The sequence below is a fragment of the Streptomyces sp. NPDC037410 genome (assembly GCF_055602235.1).
Map to the genome: position 1 here is coordinate 247,436 of NZ_JBVJWR010000002.1, position 17,658 is coordinate 265,093.

General features: G+C 72.4%; 18 protein-coding genes. 12 read left to right on the forward strand and 6 right to left on the reverse strand.

Going from position 1 to position 17,658, the window contains the following annotated elements; all coding sequences use genetic code 11:
* Positions 1–21: 21 nt before the first annotated feature.
* The 3 genes from ACZ7HT_RS04070 (at position 22) to ACZ7HT_RS04080 (ending at position 2,938) form a co-directional block, all read left to right on the forward strand.
* Entirely contained in the window at positions 22–1,140 is a 1,119-nt protein-coding gene (locus ACZ7HT_RS04070) for a GntR family transcriptional regulator (RefSeq protein WP_471159470.1), read from the forward strand.
* Between the two features lie 104 nt (positions 1,141–1,244).
* The gene (locus ACZ7HT_RS04075; protein WP_471159472.1) at positions 1,245–2,192 is read left to right on the forward strand and encodes an SIS domain-containing protein; all 948 of its coding nucleotides are present in this window, start codon (positions 1,245–1,247) and stop codon (positions 2,190–2,192) included.
* Positions 2,189–2,938, forward strand: coding sequence for a PIG-L deacetylase family protein (locus tag ACZ7HT_RS04080; RefSeq protein ID WP_471159474.1), 750 nt, complete (start codon positions 2,189–2,191; stop codon positions 2,936–2,938). Before ACZ7HT_RS04075 ends, ACZ7HT_RS04080 begins: the two co-directional genes overlap by 4 nt.
* A 73-nt stretch (positions 2,939–3,011) precedes the next feature.
* On the opposite strand, the gene ACZ7HT_RS04085 is transcribed toward ACZ7HT_RS04080, so the two are convergent.
* Together ACZ7HT_RS04085 and ACZ7HT_RS04090 are read right to left on the reverse strand one after the other, a co-directional pair.
* Entirely contained in the window at positions 3,012–3,785 is a 774-nt protein-coding gene (locus ACZ7HT_RS04085; protein WP_471159476.1) for a VOC family protein, read from the reverse strand.
* 97 nt (positions 3,786–3,882) lie between these two features.
* On the reverse strand, positions 3,883–4,836 hold the full coding sequence (locus ACZ7HT_RS04090) for an NAD(P)/FAD-dependent oxidoreductase (protein ID WP_471159478.1): 954 nt from the start codon (positions 4,834–4,836) through the stop codon (positions 3,883–3,885).
* Between the two features lie 67 nt (positions 4,837–4,903).
* On the opposite strand from ACZ7HT_RS04090, the gene ACZ7HT_RS04095 reads away from it, so the two are divergent.
* The 5 genes from ACZ7HT_RS04095 (at position 4,904) to ACZ7HT_RS04115 (ending at position 9,164) form a co-directional block, all read left to right on the forward strand.
* A complete protein-coding gene (locus ACZ7HT_RS04095; RefSeq protein ID WP_471159480.1) occupies positions 4,904–5,491 on the forward strand; it encodes a helix-turn-helix domain-containing protein in 588 nt (195 codons plus the stop codon).
* Between the two features lie 69 nt (positions 5,492–5,560).
* Entirely contained in the window at positions 5,561–6,529 is a 969-nt protein-coding gene (locus ACZ7HT_RS04100) for an NADPH:quinone oxidoreductase family protein (RefSeq protein ID WP_471159482.1), read from the forward strand.
* Positions 6,526–7,707 carry an acyl-CoA dehydrogenase family protein gene (locus ACZ7HT_RS04105; RefSeq protein WP_471159484.1) on the forward strand — a complete coding sequence of 394 codons (1,182 nt, stop codon included), beginning with the start codon at positions 6,526–6,528 and terminating at the stop codon, positions 7,705–7,707. Before ACZ7HT_RS04100 ends, ACZ7HT_RS04105 begins: the two co-directional genes overlap by 4 nt.
* The gene (locus ACZ7HT_RS04110; RefSeq protein ID WP_471159486.1) at positions 7,686–8,789 is read left to right on the forward strand and encodes an acyl-CoA dehydrogenase family protein; all 1,104 of its coding nucleotides are present in this window, start codon (positions 7,686–7,688) and stop codon (positions 8,787–8,789) included. The genes ACZ7HT_RS04105 and ACZ7HT_RS04110 overlap by 22 nt, the downstream gene beginning before the upstream one ends.
* 180 nt (positions 8,790–8,969) lie before the next feature.
* Positions 8,970–9,164, forward strand: coding sequence for a hypothetical protein (locus tag ACZ7HT_RS04115; protein ID WP_471159488.1), 195 nt, complete (start codon positions 8,970–8,972; stop codon positions 9,162–9,164).
* A gap of 210 nt (positions 9,165–9,374) precedes the next feature.
* Here the strand turns inward: ACZ7HT_RS04115 and ACZ7HT_RS04120 are convergent, their stop codons facing one another.
* On the reverse strand, positions 9,375–10,580 hold the full coding sequence (locus tag ACZ7HT_RS04120) for an NADH:flavin oxidoreductase (protein ID WP_471159490.1): 1,206 nt from the start codon (positions 10,578–10,580) through the stop codon (positions 9,375–9,377).
* 215 nt (positions 10,581–10,795) lie between these two features.
* On the opposite strand from ACZ7HT_RS04120, the gene ACZ7HT_RS04125 reads away from it, so the two are divergent.
* From ACZ7HT_RS04125 to ACZ7HT_RS04135, 3 genes are all read left to right on the forward strand, one after another.
* Positions 10,796–11,500: a TetR/AcrR family transcriptional regulator gene (locus tag ACZ7HT_RS04125; protein WP_471159492.1), complete on the forward strand. Its 705-nt coding sequence runs from the start codon at positions 10,796–10,798 to the stop codon at positions 11,498–11,500.
* A 73-nt stretch (positions 11,501–11,573) separates the two neighbouring features.
* Complete coding sequence (locus tag ACZ7HT_RS04130; protein ID WP_471159494.1) at positions 11,574–12,497, forward strand: TauD/TfdA dioxygenase family protein; 924 nt, start codon at positions 11,574–11,576, stop codon at positions 12,495–12,497.
* A 41-nt stretch (positions 12,498–12,538) separates the two neighbouring features.
* The gene (locus ACZ7HT_RS04135; RefSeq protein WP_471159496.1) at positions 12,539–12,892 is read left to right on the forward strand and encodes a hypothetical protein; all 354 of its coding nucleotides are present in this window, start codon (positions 12,539–12,541) and stop codon (positions 12,890–12,892) included.
* 28 nt (positions 12,893–12,920) lie between these two features.
* Here the strand turns inward: ACZ7HT_RS04135 and ACZ7HT_RS04140 are convergent, their stop codons facing one another.
* Genes ACZ7HT_RS04140 through ACZ7HT_RS04150 form a run of 3 tightly spaced genes read right to left on the reverse strand, consistent with a single transcriptional unit; the run spans position 12,921 to position 16,852 of the window.
* Positions 12,921–14,036 (reverse strand): CaiB/BaiF CoA transferase family protein, encoded by a 1,116-nt coding sequence (locus tag ACZ7HT_RS04140; protein WP_471159498.1) that lies wholly within the window; start codon positions 14,034–14,036, stop codon positions 12,921–12,923.
* A gap of 34 nt (positions 14,037–14,070) precedes the next feature.
* Positions 14,071–15,264 (reverse strand): acyl-CoA dehydrogenase family protein, encoded by a 1,194-nt coding sequence (locus ACZ7HT_RS04145; protein ID WP_471159500.1) that lies wholly within the window; start codon positions 15,262–15,264, stop codon positions 14,071–14,073.
* A 22-nt stretch (positions 15,265–15,286) separates the two neighbouring features.
* Positions 15,287–16,852 carry a class I adenylate-forming enzyme family protein gene (locus ACZ7HT_RS04150; protein ID WP_471159502.1) on the reverse strand — a complete coding sequence of 522 codons (1,566 nt, stop codon included), beginning with the start codon at positions 16,850–16,852 and terminating at the stop codon, positions 15,287–15,289.
* A 172-nt stretch (positions 16,853–17,024) separates the two neighbouring features.
* Here ACZ7HT_RS04150 and ACZ7HT_RS04155 point away from each other — a divergent pair, with 172 nt between their 5' ends.
* Positions 17,025–17,621: a TetR/AcrR family transcriptional regulator gene (locus ACZ7HT_RS04155; RefSeq protein ID WP_471159504.1), complete on the forward strand. Its 597-nt coding sequence runs from the start codon at positions 17,025–17,027 to the stop codon at positions 17,619–17,621.
* Positions 17,622–17,658: the final 37 nt, after the last annotated feature.

Below are 17,658 nucleotides of genomic sequence, written 5' to 3' on the forward strand. Positions count from 1 at the left end.
GCCCGCGCGAAGGGGGCCCGGATGGCGGCACGCGAGACACCGGCCTCCGGCCGGGAGCTGAAGTTCCGGGCCCTCATGGCGGAGCTGCGGCGCGGCATCCTCGACGGCACCTGGCCCCCCGGCAGCAAACTCCCCACCGAACGGGCCCTCGCCACCGAGACCGGCCTGTCCGTCACCACCGTCCGCCGCGCCTACGAGGACCTGGTCGCCCTGGGGCTCGTCGAACGGCGCCAGGGCGCGGGCACCTTCTCCGCCCACCGGCCCGAGCGGGACCGGGCCGACCGCCGGATCGTCGGCGTCCTCGTCCCCGACACCGCCTTCTACTACCCGCGCGTCCTCCAGGGCATCGAGAAGGAGCTCGCGGCGGCCGGCGCCCGGCTCGTCCTCGCCTGCTCGCACTACGACCCCGACGAGGAGGACGCCGCCGTCGAACGGCTCCTGTCCGCCGGGGTCCACGGGCTGCTCCTCGTCCCCAGCCTGCACACCGCGACCGACCCGGGACGGCGCGCCGAGGAGCTCCTCGCCCTGCCCGTCCCCGCCGTCCTCGTCGAGCGCAGGCTCGCCGCCCATGGACCGGGCGACCCCACCGAGCACGTGTGCACCGACCACGAGGGCGGCGCCTACGACGCCGTGCGGCATCTGCGCGCCCTCGGCCACGAACGGCTCGGGCTCGTCGCCCGCACCGACGCCCCCACCACCGCGCCCATCGAGTCCGGTTTCGCCCGCGCGCTCGGCGACCTCGGACTTCCCGGGGCCCCGGCGTACGAGCGGGACGTGATGGCCCACTGGGACCCCGACCGCGCCGACCGGGCGCTCGCCGCGCTGCGCGCCTCCGGCGTCACCGGCGCGCTCTGCTTCGGCGACCGGGAGGCGGCCCTGATGCTCGGGGCGGCCCGCCGCGCCGGCCTGCGGGTGCCCGAGGACCTCGCCCTGATCAGCTACGACAACGAGTTCGCCGATGTCGCGGAGATCCCGCTGACGGCCGTCTCGCCCCCCAAGTACCAGCTCGGCCGCCTCGCCGCGCAGATCCTGCTCCGGCGGCTCGCCGAGGGGGATGCCGCCCCGCTCCACCAGGTGCAGCTGCGACCGCGCCTCGTGGTCCGGGCCTCCTGCGGCGGGCGGGCGCGCGGAGCCGTGTGAAAAGTCCAAGCAATGAACACGAATTGCTCATGGTGTGCTCCGGTCGCGCACGGATACAACTCGGTCCGGACCCGCGAGGGCCCCTGTGAGGAGAGGACCCGGCCATGAGCACCCGGATGACGAGCACCCACGTCGGCGCGGAGATCGCCGGCCAGCCCGACTGCTGGCGCCGCGCCGCCGACATCGCCGACCGCGACACCGGCCTGCTGCCGGTCCGGGGCGAGCGCGTCGCGGTCGTCGGCTGCGGCACCTCGTACTTCATCGCCCGCGCCTACGCGGCCCTGCGGGAGTCCCTCGGCGCGGGCGAGACCGACGCGTTCCCCGCCTCCGACGCCACGCCGCTCGGCCGCGGCTACGACCGGATCGTCGCCCTCACGCGCTCCGGCACCACCACGGAGGTCGTGGACCTGCTCGCCCGCGCCGCGGGCCGCGTCCCGACGCTCGTCGTCACCGGCGTCCCCGACAGCCCCGCCGGGCGGCTCGCCGACCGGATCGTCGACCTCGGCTTCGCCGACGAACGCTCCGTCGTCCAGACCCGGTTCGCCACCACCGCCCTCCAACTCCTGCGCGCCGGGCTCGGGGTGGACCTCGGGCCCGCGATCGCCGACGCCGAACTCGTCCTGTACGAGCAGCTGCCCGCCGCCTGGGAACGGCGCGGCCAGTTCACCTTCCTCGGCACCGGCTGGACCGTCGGGCTCGCCGACGAGGCGGCGCTGAAGCTCCGCGAAGTGGCCCGCGCCTGGACGGAGTCGTACGCGGCGATGGAGTACCGCCACGGCCCGATCAGCATCAGCGACCGTTCGAGCCTGGTCTGCTGCATCGGCCCGGAGCCGTCGGGTCTCCGCGACGAAGTGGAGTCCACGGGCGCGCTGTTCGCCGCCGACGCGATCGACCCGGTCGCGGCCCTCGTCCGCGCCCAGCGGCTCGCGGTCGCCCTCGCGGACCGGCGCGGCCTCAACCCCGACCGCCCGCGCCACATCTCGCGTTCGGTCATCCTGGCCGGGGCGTTCCGCCCTACGGCGTCGGAGGCGACCCGTATCCTGCGCTCATGATCGACAACGAGAACCTCCTGGAGATGCCCGGCGACTGGCAGCGCGCGCTGTGCGTCGTCGCCCACCCCGACGACCTGGAGTACGGCTGCGCGGCGGCGATCGCCGCCTGGACGGACGAGGGGAAGGAGGTCACGTACGTCCTCGCGACCCGCGGCGAGGCCGGCATCGACACGCTCGCGCCCGACGTCTGCGGCCCGCTCCGCGAGCAGGAGCAGCGGGACAGCGCCGCGGTCGTCGGCGTGGACACGGTCGAGTTCCTCGACCACCGCGACGGCGTCATCGAGTACGGCCTCGGCCTGCGCCGTGACATCGCGGCCGCCATCCGGCGCCACCGCCCGGAGCTCGTGATCACCCTCAACCACCGCGACACCTGGGGCGGGGGCCCGGGCGCCCCCTGGAACACCCCCGACCACCTGGCCGTCGGCCGCGCCACCCTGGACGCGGCGGCCGACGCGGGCAACCGCTGGATCTTCCCCGAACTGACCGAGGAGCAGGGCCTCGCCCCCTGGAACGGCGTCCGCTGGGTCGCGGTCGCCGCCTCCAGCACCCCGACCCACGCGGCCGACGCGACCCCTGGCCTGGACCGCGCGATCCGCTCCCTCCTCTGCCACCGCGCCTACATCGAGGCCCTCACGGACGAGGACCCGGAGGCGTACGTCCGCACCTTCCTCACCACGGCGACGTCCCGCGCCTCCGCCCGCTTCGGCGACCGCCCCGCGGTGACGTTCGAACTCTTCGGCAGGTAGGCCGGGGCTTTCTCCAGGGGGCTCGGCGCTCAGCGGCTGCGCACACGCAGCCGCTGAGGCGAGGGGCGAGCGGTCACATGCGCGGCGAAGGCTTCAGCACCGCGAAGACCGCGCCGGCGGGGTCCGCGAGCCAGGCGATGCGGCCGACGTCGGGGATGTCGGCGGCGGGCATCAGGACCTGGCCGCCGTTGCCCTGGACCGAGCGGGAGATCGCGTCCGCGTCCTCGACCGCGAAGTACGGGACCCAGGACGGGTTCATCCCCTCCTGGACCTCCGCCGCGCCGCCGAAGGACGCGGCCTCCTGGTCGCCCGCGGCGGTGGAGATGACCCGGTAGGTCATGCCGGGGGCGCTCATCTCCGCCCAGCGCCAGCCGAACAGGGACTTGTAGAAGCCGAGCGCGGACTCCGGGTCGGGGACGTGGAGTTCGGCCCAGACGAGGGTGTTGGGGGAGGAGGTCTTCTCCAGGCCCTGCACCGTCCCCGGCTGCCAGACGGCGAACTCGGCGCCCGCCGGGTCGGTGAGGTTGGCCATGCGGCCCGCGTCCATGACGTCGAAGGCCTCGGTGCGCGTGGTGCCGCCCGCCTCCTCGGCGGTCTTCTGGGTCGCGCTCGCGTCCGGGGTCTGGAAGTAGATCGTCCAGGCGCTGTGCGCGCCCTCGTCGAGCGGCCCGAGGGCGGCGACCGTGGCGCCGTCCTGCTGGAAGAAGCCGTAGCCGCCGGCCTCCGGCCCCGCGGATTGGAAGTCCCAGCCGAAGACGGCGCCGTAGAACGCGGCGGCGGCCTCGGTGTCGGGGCTGCCGAGGTCGAGCCAGTTGGGGGAGCCCTTGGTGAACTGCGTACCGAGCATGGAGGTGTCCCGTCCTTATGTCGTACGTGGCCGAATGTGGTCACCATGGCCGATCCTCACCCTTGGGCCCGTGCGGCGCAGCCCCAACCGCCCTCTTTCATCCGGCCGGCCGACGGGCCGCCTCCGCCTCCAGATCCGCGAGCAGCAGCTCGTTGCTGATCGCCACGCCCGCCCGGTAGCCACGGCTCACCGCGTTGACCACCTGTTCCTGCGGGCCCGTCACGTTCCCGGCCGCCCAGACGCCGGGCACGCTCGTCCGGCCCGTCTCGTCGACCGCGACGAACTCGCCGAACGGGGTCTCGCGCAGCTCCGCGCCCAGCTCCCGCAGCACCCCGTCCCGTGCCGCGAGGCGCCACGCCGCGACGAACACCACCGAGCGCGGCACGATCCGCCCGTCGGCGAGCCGGACGCCGGTCAGCCGGTCGTCCTCGACGGCGAGCCCGGCGACCTCGCCGGCCACGACCTCGACCCCGGCCGCGTCGAGCAGCGCCGCGTCCCGGTCGGAGAGCCCGCCGGCCGTGTGGAGGAAGAGCGTCACGTCCTTGGACCAGCGCGAGACCATCAGCGCCTGGTGCGCGGGCATCGCCGGGTGGGCGATCACTCCGAACGGCAGGTCGCGGACCTCCCAGCCGTGGCAGTACGGGCAGTGCACCACGTCCCGGCCCCAGCGCTCGGCCACCCCGTCGATCTCCGGCAGCTCGTCGACGAGCCCGGTCGTCACCACGAGGCGTCGCGCACGCACACGGGTGCCGTCCGCCAGGGACACCAGGAAGCCGGCGCCGTCCCGTGCCGCGCCGGTCACCCGGCCGTCCCGTACGCCCACGCCGTACGCGGCGAGCTCGCGCCGGCCGGTCGCCAGGTAGTCGGCGGGGCTCATGCCGTCCCGGGAGAGGACCCCCTGCATGTGGGCGGCCGGGGCGTTGCGGGGTTCGCCGGCGTCGACGACCAGGGTGCGCAGCCGCGAGCGGCCCATGATGAGTGCCGCGCTGAGCCCGGCCGCGCCACCGCCGATCACCACCGCGTCGTACGTGTCGTCCGTCTGAGTGTCCATGCGTCGAGACTCGGCCGGAGCCTGCCGTGACCGCAAGAAACCTTGCCGGTTCTGCAAGACTGGCGCCATGACCGAAGACGACCGCATCGACGCCGTGCTGACCGAGGTCGGCCCCCGGCTCCGCCGGGTCCGCCGTGACCGGGGGGTGACCCTCGCCGAGCTCTCCGCCGCCACCGGGATCTCCGTGAGCACCCTCTCCCGGCTGGAGTCCGGGCAGCGCAAGCCCAGCCTCGAACTGCTCCTGCCGCTCGCCCGCGCCCACCAGGTCCCCCTGGACGAGCTGGTCGGCGCCCCGCCGGTGGGCGACCCCCGGGTCAGGGCGAAGCCGATCGTGCGCCACGGCCGGACGATGTACCCGCTGACCCGGCAGCCCGGCGGGCTCCAGGCGTACAAGGTGATCCAGGAGAAGCCGTACGAGAACCCGGAGCCCCGGGTGCACGAGGGGTACGAATGGCTGTACGTGCTCTCGGGCAGGCTCCGGCTCGTCCTGGGCGAGCACGACGTCGTCCTGACCGCCGGCGAGGCCGCCGAGTTCGACACGCGCGTCCCGCACTGGTTCGGTCCGACGGCCGAGGGGCCGGTGGAGTTCCTGAGCCTGTTCGGGCCGCAGGGGGAGCGCATGCACGTCAGGGCGCGCCCCAAGAAGTCCGGCTGAGCGGTTCCCCCAGGAGCAAGCGACCGCTTAGTATGCCCCCGACCGCTCGGTACGGAGGAGGCATTCCGGATGCAGGCATGGCGTGTGTACGAGAACGGCGAACCCGGCGCGGTGATGCGCCGCGAGGAGGTGGAACCGCCCACGCCCGGCGACGGCCAGGTCCTCCTCCGGGTCCGCGCCGCGAACGTCAACTTCCCCGACGCGCTGCTCTGCCGCGGCCACTACCAGGTGCGGCCCCCGCTGCCCTTCACCCCCGGCGTCGAGGTCTGCGCCGAGACCGAGGACGGGCGCCGGGTCATCACCACCGCGGCCCTCCCGCACGGCGGATTCGCCGAGTACACCCTCGCCGACGCCGCCGGGCTCCTGCCCGCCCCGGACGCGCTCGACGACGCCGAGGCCGCCGCCCTGCACATCGGCTACCAGACCGGCTGGTTCGGCCTGCACCGCCGCGCCGCCCTGCGAGAGGGCGAGACCCTCCTCGTGCACGCGGCGGCGGGCGGCGTCGGCAGCGCCGCCGTCCAGCTCGGCAAGGCGGCCGGCGCCACCGTCATCGGCGTCGTCGGCGGCCCCGAGAAGGCGGCCGTCGCCCGCGCCCTCGGCTGCGACCTGGTGATCGACCGCCGCGCCGAGGACGTCGTCGCCGCCGTCAAGGCCGCCACCGGCGGCCGCGGCGCGGACGTGATCTACGACCCGGTCGGCGGCGAGGCCTACCAGCAGTCCGCCAAGTGCGTGGCCTTCGAAGGCCGCATCGTGATCGTCGGCTTCGCGAGCGGCACCGTCCCCGCCCCCGCCCTCAACCACGCCCTGGTGAAGAACTACTCGGTCCTCGGCCTCCACTGGGGCCTGTACGCGGCGAAGGACCCGGCCTCGATCGCCCGCTGCCACGAGACCCTGACGGCCTACGCGGCCAAGGGGATCGTCAAGCCGCTCATCGGCGAACGCATCCCCTTCGCCGGTGCCGCCGACGCCGTCCAGCGCGTCGCCGACGGCACCACCACCGGCCGTCTGGTCGTCCTCCCGGAAGGAGTCCACGCATGACCGACGCCGAAGAACTCCGCACCCGCACACGGCAGTTGCTCGCCGAGCACCCGCCGGCCGCGACCGACCGCACCGACTTCCTCAAGGCCCGCTTCGACGCCGGACTCGCCTGGGTCCACTACCCGGGCGGCCTCGGCGGCCTCGACGCGCCCCGCGCCCTCCAGGCCGTCGTCGACGCCGAACTCGCCGCCGCGGGCGCCCCCGACAACGACCCGCGCCGGATCGGCATCGGCCTCGGCATGGCCGCCCCCACCCTCCTCGCGTACGGCTCAGAAGACGTCAAGTCCCGCTTCCTGCGGCCCCTCTGGGTCGGCGAGGAGGTCTGGTGCCAGCTCTTCAGCGAGCCCGGCGCCGGCTCCGACCTCGCCGCCCTCGGCACCCGTGCCGTACGGGACGGCGAGGACTGGGTGATCGACGGGCAGAAGGTGTGGACCTCCAGCGCCCACCTCGCCCGCTGGGCCATCCTCATCGCCCGCACCGACCCGGAGGCGCCCAAGCACCGGGGCATCACCTACTTCGTCTGCGACATGACCGACCCCGGCGTGGAGGTCAGGCCGCTGCGCCAGATCACCGGCGAGGCCGAGTTCAACGAGGTCTTCCTCACCGGCGTCCGCATCCCCGACGCCCACCGCCTCGGCGAGGTCGGCGACGGCTGGCGGGTCGCCCAGACCACCCTCATGAACGAGCGGGTCTCCATCGGCGGCGCCCGCATCCCCCGCGAGGGCGGCATGATCGGGAAGCTCGCCACGACCTGGCGCGAGCGTCCCGAGCTGCGCACCCACGACCTGCACCGGCGCCTCCTCGACCTCTGGGTCGACGCCGAGGTCGCCCGGCTCACCGGCGAGCGCCTCCGCCAGCAGCTCGTCGCCGGACAGCCCGGCCCCGAGGGCAGCGCGATGAAGCTCGCCTTCGCCCGGCTCAACCAGGCCATCAGCGGCCTGGAGGTCGAACTCCTCGGCGACGAGGGTCTGTTGTACGGGGAGTGGGAGATGCGCCGCCCCGAACTCGTCGACTTCACCGGCCGGGACGCCGGATACCGCTATCTGCGCTCCAAGGGCAACTCGATCGAGGGCGGGACCAGCGAGGTGCTCCTCAACATCGTCGCCGAGCGGGTCCTCGGCCTGCCCCCGGAGCCCCGCAACGACAAGGACGTCGCATGGAAGGACCTGACCCGATGACAGCGCAGGGCGATCTGCTGTACTCCGAGACCGAGGACGACCTGCGGGCGGCCGTCCGCGCACTGCTCGCCGACCGGGCCGGCCACCAGACCCTCCTCGACCGGATCGAGACGGACAGCCCCTGCGTCCCCGGTCTCTGGAAGTCCCTCGCGGGCGACATCGGCGCCGCCGGACTCCTCGTGCCCGAGGCCCTCGGCGGCCAGGGCGCGAGCCACCGCGAGGCCGCCGTGGTCCTGGAGGAGCTGGGCCGCGCGGTGACGCCGCTGCCGTACCTCACGAGCGCGGTGGTCGCCACGGAGACGCTGCTCGCCCTCGCGGGGGAGGGCGGCCCGGCGGACGGGCTGCTCGCCGAACTCGCCTCCGGCGAGCGCGTCGCGGTGCTCGCGGTGCCCCTGTCGACCGCGCCGGACGCCGAGCCGCGATGCGGTGCCACCGTCGCGGGGGTGGCCGACGCCACCGTCGCCGACGTCCTGCTCGTGCCGCGCGCCGACGGCCTGTACGCCGTACCGGCCGGAGAGGCGACGATCGAGCCGCAGACCCCGCTCGACCTCACCCGCCCCCTGGCCCGCGTCACCACGGAGCCCGGGAGCGGCATCCGGCTCGCCGACGGCGCCGCGGCCCGTGCGGCCGTCCGGCGCGGACTGCTCGCCGGGGCCGGACTGCTCGCCTCCGAGCAGCTCGGCCTCGCCGAGTGGTGTCTGGAGGAGACCGTCCGGTACACCCGCGAGCGCCATCAGTTCAACCGGCCCGTCGGCTCCTTCCAGGCCCTCAAGCACCGCATGGCGCAGCTCTGGCTGGACCTCGTCGGAGCCAGGGCGGTGGCCCGCGCCGCCGCCGACGCCCTCGCCACCGGCAGCCCGGACGCGCCGCTGACCGTGGCGGTCGCCCAGGCCTACTGCTCCAGGACGGCGGTGCGCGCCGCGGAGGAGTGCGTGCAGCTGCACGGCGGGATCGGGATGACCTGGGAGCACCCGGCCCACCTGGCGCTGAAGCGGGCCAAGTCCGACCAGATCGCGCTCGGTTCGACGGGCCGCCACCAGGACGTGATCGCGGAGCTGATGGACCTCCCCGCGCCCGGGTAAGGGGTGCTGCACCGCTGGTGCGGCCGTACGGGCGAAGGGAAGGACTGCCCGGCCACCGCGGCCCGACCGGAATCTCACCCGTATGGCCGCCCCGCCATACGCCCGGACGGGCCGCGCATTCCGCCACACTGTCCGCCGAACGCCGCAATTCCGGTGCGGCGGCGGAGGGACGTGAGAGCGATGGCCGTTTCCATTTCTGTCGTGGTGCTGCTGCTGGTGCTGGCCGTGATCTTCCTGCGGACCGGCGGTCTGAAGGTCACCCACGCCCTCGTCTGCGTCCTGCTCGGCTTCTTCCTCGCCGGCACCAGCATGGCGCCCACCATCCACAACGGCGTGGCCGCCACCGCCGACGTGGTCTCCAGCCTCAGACCGTGATCGTTTCGTCCCCGTGTGCGCCCATGAACTGCCCGTGAAACACCGGGCAGTTCCCTGTGCCCCGAGGAGCCGCTGTGACCACCCCACGCACGCCGACGGCGCCGGCAGCGTGGCGGGGGAAGCGCGTGGTGACAGCCGTAGGAACGGCTACGCGACGTAGGACAGGGCCTGGCCCGCCCTCATCGGCTGGAAGACGACGCGGATGGTGGGTCAGCGCCTCGGAGCGGGCTCCGTGGACACGAGGACGCAGCGGGTGCCGCTGTAGATGGTGGGCATGCAGCGGTTGCAGTGGATGCAAAGGGACGTGCTGCTGGTTCCGGCCTTGTAGCGGTTGATCAGGTCGGGCTCGCGCAGCAGGGCACGTCCCATGGCCACGAAGTCGAAGCCTTCGGCCATGGCCTGCCGTGCGGTGGCGAGGTCGGCGATGCCGCCGAGCAGGATCAGTGGCAGGTCCAGTGCGGCGCGGAACTGGCGGGCCGACTCCAGCAGGTACGCCTCCTGGTAGGCGTACTCGATGAGGAAACGTCTGCCGAATGCCAGCACACCGAGTCGCTGTGCTGGGGGGAAGGTGGCGGCGAACTGGTGTAGTGGCGCCTTGCCGCGGAAGAGGTACATCGGGTTGAGCAGGGAGCTGCCGGCGGTGAGCTCCAGCGCGTCGATCGTGCCGTCGTCCTGGAGCCATCTGGCGAGTTGCAGGCTCTCGTCCAGCCAGATGCCTCCGGGGACGCCGTCGTCCATGTTCAGCTTGGCGGTGACGGCGATGCGGTCGCCGACTGCGTCGCGCACCGCGCGTGCGGCCTCACGAGCGACTGCGGCACGGTTGGCGAGGCTGCCGCCGTACCCGTCCCGGCGCCGGTTCAGCCTGGGGCTGAGGAACGCGCTGGCGAAGTAGTTGTGCCCGAGGTGGATCTCCACGGCGTCGAAGCCGGACGCGACGGCCAGCTTCGCGGCCTCGCCGTGTGCCTGGACGATCCGGGTGATGTCCGCCTCGGCGGCCGCCCTGGTCGTTCTCATTCCGAGTGGGCTGAAACGGCGGGAGGGGGCGAGCGCCGGGCTGCGGTTGGAAGCGGCGTTCGCCACCGGTCCCGCGTGGCCGATCTGGGCTGACACCGCGGCGCCTTCGGCGTGTACGGCGTCTGTCAGGCGGCGCAGGCCGGGGACGGCTTCGGGGCGCATCCAGATCTGGCGGCGCTCGGTGCGGCCCTCGGGGGCCACTGCCAGATAGGCGACGGTGGTCATGCCCACCCCGCCGGCCGCGGGTCTGCGGTGGTACTCGATCAGCTGGTCGGTGACCAGCGCGTCCGGGGTGGCGCCTTCGAAGGTCGCTGCCTTGACGATGCGGTTGCGTAGCGTCAGGGGGCCGAGCTTGGCCGGGGCGAGGACATCGGGGACGTCATGAGGCACCGATGTGACCATGAGGCATCCTTTCTGGCGCGCGGGCGGCGGAGTGGATCCCGCACCGAGCGTGCCGTGCCGGGCAGTCGTGTCGTGCAGGAGAGCACAGTCCTCCCGCACTTTCAATCGCCCGTAACGAATGCGTACTTGGCCTCCCGTGTGAACGTGATTCCCTCTCGGAAATGCCTTGTCCATCGCACTTCCCTTGTTAACGCAGTTGCGTTAGCTTCCGATTCATGGACAGCCAGAGCGTGTCGACCAAGCTCTCTCTGATCGCGACCGCCGAGCGCCTCTTCGCGGAGCACGGGATCAACGGGGTCTCCCTGCGGAAGATCGCCACGGAAGCCGGCCAACGCAACGACAACGCGGTCGCCTACCACTTCGGCTCCAAGCAGGGTCTGGTGGACGCGATCCTCGAGCACCGGCAGGTGCCGATCGACGCGCGCCGACTGGCCCTGATCGGTGCATTCGACCGAGAGGGATGCGGCGACGACCCGTACGCGATCGCCGAGGCGTTCACCCTGCCGCCGGCCGAGCTTCTGGGCGGTGCGTCGTCGGGCAGCTGGTACCTGCGGTTCTGCGTGCAGGCTGCCTACACCGTGCACTCCGATGTCGCCACGCTCACGCTGAAGGACCTGGAAGCTCGTCCTGGAACGCACGGCCTGGCGGTGCTGCGCGAGCGCGCCTATCGGGTGCTGCGTGACTTCCTGCCCGAGCCGCTGGTCGCCCAGCGCTGGTGGCACTTCACCGGCTTCGTCGCCCACGCGCTCGCCGACCTCGAAGGCCGCCGGTCCACCGGAGGGTCACGTGACCTGGGCCCCACCGAGCTGTTCGTCGCCGGTCTGCTCGACTCGGCCGCCGCAGTCCTCACGGCGCCGTGCCGCCCCTCGACCGCGCGACTGGCGCGGACCGAGGCCGGCACGGCAGTCAGCGGCGGCTGAACCCGCGCGGCCCGCGTTCCACGGCCCGGAGCCTCCTGCCCCGTGCCCACATCCGTCCCAGGAAGGAACCGCCATGAGCCATCCCGTGCCGGCAACCGAACGCCCCGTCTTCGACAACGGCGTATCGGCCGTGCCCGTCCGCGAACTGAGCCCCACCGGGGACTTCAGCCCCAGCGCACCGTACGAGCTGTTCGCACTCGCCCCGTGCAGCCCGACCATCGGCGCCGAGATCTCCGGCGTCGACCTGACCCGCCCCCTCACGTCGGAACTCCACCAGGAGCTGCACCGTGCACTCCTTGAGTGGAAGGTGCTCTTCTTCCGGGACCAGCACCTGACGCCGCACCAGCACCTCGACTTCGCGCGCTGGTGGGGCACCCCGGAGATCCATCCGTTCCTGCCCAAGGCCGACCTGCCCGAGGTGGTCCGGCTCTCCCGCGGTGCCGACTCCCCGGCCGTGGAGAACGTGTGGCACTCCGACGTCTCCTTCGACACCGCGCCGCCCATGGGGTCTGTCCTGCGCGCCGTGCAGGTGCCCGAGGCGGGAGGCGACACGCTGTGGGCGGACATGGCCGCCGCCTACGACGGCCTGCCCGACGCGACCAAGGCGCGGCTGGACGGGCTGCGTGCCGTTCACGACTTCAGCCAGTCGTTCGGCAAGCAGCTCAGCGCCGAGGACCTCGCACGCGCGCAGCGGAAGTACCCGCCGGTGGTACACCCCGTGGTCCGTACCCTTCCCGAGTCCGGCCGAAAGCTCATCTACGTCAACCGGATCTTCACCAGCCACATCGAGGGAGTGGCACCGGCGGAGAGCCGCGAGCTCCTGGACCTCCTCTTCGACCAGGCCCGCCACCCCGAGTACCAGTGCCGGCTGTGCTGGCGCCCGGGCACCATCGCCTTCTGGGACAACCGCGCCACCCAGCACTACGCCAACGGCGACTACTATCCCCGCGCCCGCGTCATGGAGCGGGTGACCATCATCGGCGACCGCCCCGAGTGATCCGCTCGGCAGAACGGCGCCGACGTGATCACGGAATCCATGTGATCTTCTGGCTCGCCGGCCTCTACTTCGGCTGGCGTTGGGCGCATGCGTCCGGTGCGGCGTGGCGGCACGCCCTGCAACTGCTGTGCATCATGCTCGCCGCCATGATGGCGATGCGCCTCGTACAGCGGTGGCGCATGCGGCGCGGCAAGAGCGAGGGCGCCTTCGGGAGGCTCCCTCTGTACGCCCTCGCCGCCGCCAAGCTCGCTCTCGTCGCTTCGGCGCTCGTCGTCGAGCATCTGGTGCAGCGCTGGATGTCCCCGGAGGCGGCGAGGAACCTCGCCGGTGTCGGACTGGGAGTTTCCTTCGCCGTCATCGGACTTGTCCTGCACCGGCGTCACAACGGCGCGTGACCCGGCGGAACTCGCCACGGACGCAAACCTATGCCGACAGGTCGCCGATGAGGTCCTGGGTGTGTTCGCCGAGGGCGGGGGCCGGGCGGCGGAAGGTCTCGTGGCCGGCCCCGAAGACGACGGGGAAGCGAGCCCGGGGAGTGCCCCCTTCCTGGGAGTCGAAGAGGTTGCGGGCAGTGACGTGCGGGTCGGTAAGGAGGCCGGCGGGGTGGGTGAGGACCGGAGCCCAGGGGGCGTCGATCTCCGTGAGGCGCTGATGCCACCAGCCGTGGTCGCGGGCCGCGAAGACGCGCACCAGTAGGGCGTGGACCTGCTCCCTGGCCGCCGTGCGGTCGGCTCTGCGGTCGTAGGCGGGCGTGTCCAGTTGGGGGAATTCCACGGCGAGTTCGGTCCTCAAGCAGAGCCAGAACTTGTCCTCGAAGGTCGCCAAGGACAGCAGGCGGCCGTCGGCCGTGGTGAAGATGTCGTTGTCGCCCTGGACGAGCCCCGCTGCCATGGGGTCCTCGAACCCGAGGAGGGGGAGGGCGAAGAGTGAGCACCAGGCCGTGATCGATTCGGTGAGGGAGACGTCGATGTGCTGGCCCTCGCCGTCACCGGCCAGGGCGGCGGTCAGGGCCAGGGCGGCGTGCAGGGCGCCGATCAGGTCGCTGATGCGGACGCCGGGGCGGGTGGGGGCGGCGGCGAGGCGGCCGGGGACGGCGAAGAAGCCGGAGAGGCCGAGGAAGTTGAGTTCGTGGCCGGGCTTCGCGGCGTACGGTCCGGTCTGTCCGTAGCCGGTGAGGGAGCACAGGACGAGCCGCGGGTTCGTCTCGTGCAGGGTGTCGAAGCCGAGGTCGAGACGGTCGAGAGCGCCAGGACGGAAGCTCTCGACGACGGCGTCGGCAGTGCGGACGAGCCGCAGGAAGGCGTCCCGGCCCTCACCGGTGCGCAGGTCCAGCGCCACGGAACGCTTGTTGCGGTTGAGCGCCTCGAACAGGGGCGGTGCGACGCGCAATGGGTCTCCGCCGGCTGGGTCCTCGACCTTGATGACGTCCGCGCCGAGGTCGGCCGGCATCGACGTGGCGTACGGGCCGGGCAGGAGTCGGGAGAGGTCGAGGACGCGCTTGCCCGTGAGGGCCGACCAGGGAGGGGATGCGGCGGTCATGGTGGAGGACGCCTTCCGGGCGGGACGGTACGGATCAGTGGTTGAAGGCCATGAGCTTGGCGATGCCGTTGCGCTGGATCTCGGAGGTGCCGGTGAGGACGCGGAACATGCGGATCTTGCGGAAGAGGTACTCGATCTCGTTGCCCTGGGTGAGGCCTTCCTTGCCGTGGATCTGCACGGCCTCGTCGAGGATGTGGAAGGCGGACTCGGCGACGAACAGCTTGCACATGAACGCCTCGGCGTGGACCTCGCGGCCCTCGTCCAGCGCCGCCAGCGCGTTGTACGTCATGGAGCGCGCGGCGTACAGCTCGGTGGCCATGTCGGCGACCTTGTGCTGGATCGCCTGGAGCATGAGCAGCGGCTGGCCCGCGACCTGGCGGGTCCGGGTGCGGTCCAGCGTCAGCTTGACGGCGCGGCGGGTGGCGCCGAGCACGGTGGGGCAGTGCAGGAGGCGGTTGGTGGTCACGCGGCCGAGCGCGATGCGCATGCCCTTGCCCTCCTCGCCGAGGAGGTTGGCGGCGGGGACGAAGCAGTCGTCCAGGACGATGTCGCTCTCGATGTGCTCGCCGGACATCGGAGTCGCGCCGTCCTCGACACGGCAGCCGGGGCTGTCGAGGTCCACGAGGAACGCGGAGAACACTGGCTTGTCACCCTCCTCCTCACCGGTACCGGCCATGCGGGCGACGACGATCGCGAAGTCGGCGAAGGGGCCGGCTGAGGAGAACACCTTGTGTCCGGTGAGCCGGTAGCCGTCCCCGTCGGGCACGGCGACCGTGCGCATGGAGCGGACGTCGGAGCCGGCGTCGGTCTCGGTGAGGGAGAAGCAGCAGGCCCGCTCGCCGCGGATCAGCGGCAGTAGGTACGTCTTCAGCTGGTGCTCGGTGGCGTGCTTGAGGATGTCGCCCGCGCGCAGCGGTCCGCCCATGTCGCCCAGGACGCAGTGGGACAGGACGCGTCCGCTGGCGCCCACCTCCTCCTTCAGGGCGGCGAGTTGGGTGTAGGTGAGGTTCTGGCCGCCGTACTCCTCGGGCAGGTGGATGCCGTAGAAGCCGAGTTCGCGGCTGCGGCGCCAGATCGGTTCGAGGTCGGCGCGTGTGAGGCGGGTGGCGGGGGTGATGCCGCGCTCGCGTTCGTGGTCGGCGAGTTCGCCGTCGAGGTAGTCGCGCAGGCGGTCGACGAGTTCTGCGGTGCGCGGGTCGTCGTAGGCGGGGCGCAGGGAGAAGGTCATGAGGTGCTCCGGAGCAGGCGGGTCAGTTGACGCGGCGGGCGGTGTTCGCCCAGTACGGTTCGCGGACGGCCTTGCGGTCGAGCTTGCCGTTGCGGTTGTGGGGGAGCTCGGTCACGAAGTCGACGGAGCGTGGCTTCTTGAGGCGGTCAAGCCGGTCCGCGCAGAAGGCGATCAGCTCGTCGGGCGTGACGATCCTGTCGGGGTGGGCGACCACGACCGCCTTGACGGCCTCGCCCCACTGCTCGTCGGGCACGCCGACGACACATGCCTCCTGGACGGCCGGATGCTCGTACAGGGCGGCCTCGACCTCGGTGCAGTAGATGTTGAAGCCGCCCGAGATGATCATGTCCTTCTTGCGGTCGACGAGGAACAGGTAGCCGTCCTCGCGCATCCACGCCAGGTCACCGGTGTGCACCCAGCCGTCGCGGAAGGTCTCGGCGGACAGCTCGGGCTCCTTCCAGTACTCCCGTACGCAGTCGGGACCGCGCACGATGACCTCGCCGACCTCGCGCGGGGCGAGCTCCCGGCCCGCCTCGTCCACGACCCGTATCTCGGTGTCGTACGAGGCACGCCCGCACGACTGCAGCAGCTCGGCGTCCTCCTTCACCGCGTGCGCGATCTCCTCGCCGGTCAGGCCCGCCACCACGCTGGTGGTCTCGCCGAGGCCGTAGCCCTGGGCGACGACGGGGCCGAAGAACTCGACCGCGTCGCGCAGGCGCTGCGGCGAGATGGGTGCTCCGCCCACCCGCACACTGGTGAGGGAGGAGAGGTCGTGGTCGGCGGCCCCGGGGTGGGCGAGGACCATGTTCACCATGGCCGGCACCAGGAAGGTGGCGGTGATGCGTGCCTTCTCCACGGTCTCCAGGAAGCTCTGCGGGCTCCAGGTGGGCAGGACGTATGTGGTCGAGCCGCCGAACACGCCGGCCAGCAGGCCCATTCCGGTGGCGTGGGTGATGGGGCCGCAAGCCAGGTAGCGGGTCCCGGGGCGGGGCCGGGACTCGTCGGCCATCAGCAGCTTGCGCATGTTCGCCAGGCGGTTGCCGACGGTCTGGACCGCCGCCTTCAGCGCTCCCGTGGATCCGGAAGTGAAGTTCAGGACACACGGCTCCGAGTCGTCGACCTCGACGAGGAAGGGTGCTTCGTCGCCCTCGGCGAGCAGCGCGTCGTAGGACACCTCGCCCGGAGCGGCGTCGAGCGGGGCGTCGAGCGGGACGGGCAGGCAGTCGGTGCCGGCGGCGGCGATCGCGGCAAGCGCGTCCTCGCGGTGCGCCGCGTCGAAGACCAGGGCGCGTACGGGGGCGTAGCGCAGGATGTGCTCGATCTCGCCTCGCCCGAGCCGGGCGTTGATCGGGGCACGCGTCAGACCCGCCTTGTACAGGGCGAATTCGACCTCCACGAGCTCGCCGCGGTTCCACGCGAGCGACGCCACGGCGTCGCCCGGGCGCAGCCCCCGGGTGAACAGGGCGGAGGCGAGGCGGTCGGTCGCACTGTCGAGTTCGGAGAAGGTCCATGACCGGTCGCCGCATATGAGGGCGGCGGCCTGGGGCCAATAGCGGGCGCTGCGTGACAGGTAGGTGCCGAGGTTCATCAAGTGACCTGCTTCCGAGCGGAAGGTGGGAACGCTGGGGTGGCATGGCAGCCGACCCCGCAGAGAAACTGAATTCTTTGTTCAGTTACAGACAGCTTGTTCAGTAACGTGTGAGGTGTCAAGAGTCCTTAGACTGGGCGCGCACGCGGAACGACGATCGAGGAGGGGCCCGATGGCCGAGGACAGACGGACGAGACGGTCACGCCGTGCCCTGGGGGCCGCCCTGGTCGAGCTGGTCCTGGAGCGCGGTTTCACCGCGCTGACGGTGGAGGACATCACCGAGCGGGCGGACGTCGCGCGCGCCACCTTCTACGCCCACTTCCGGGACAAGGAGGACCTGTTCGCCCGGGTGACGGCCGACCTCCTGGACGAGCTCGGCGAGCGGCTCGCGCCCGCCGTGGCGGACAGCGCGATCGGCTTCACGGGCAAGCCGGTCCTGGAGATGCTGAGGCACGCGCGCGAGGAGCGCGACCTGTACCGGATCGTGCTGCGCGGTGACGGCGACGGCAAACCGCTGCAGATGTTCACGGACGCCTGCGCGAAGGCCACCGCGGACGAGTTCCGTGCCCGTGCGGAACGCAACGCCGTCAAGCCGCGCATCGACCCCGATCTGCTCGCCCGGGTGTGGGTGGGCGAGCAGATCGCCGTCCTGCGCTGGTGGGTCGAGCAGGAATCCCCGTCCCTGCCGGCCGAGGAGGTCGTGCGCATGCTCCTCGACCTGGCGTTGCACGGGCGGTACTGGGCCAGCGGCTTCGAGCAGCCGGCCTGAGCCGGACGGCCGGCGGTGACGCCGAGGGGACGCCCGT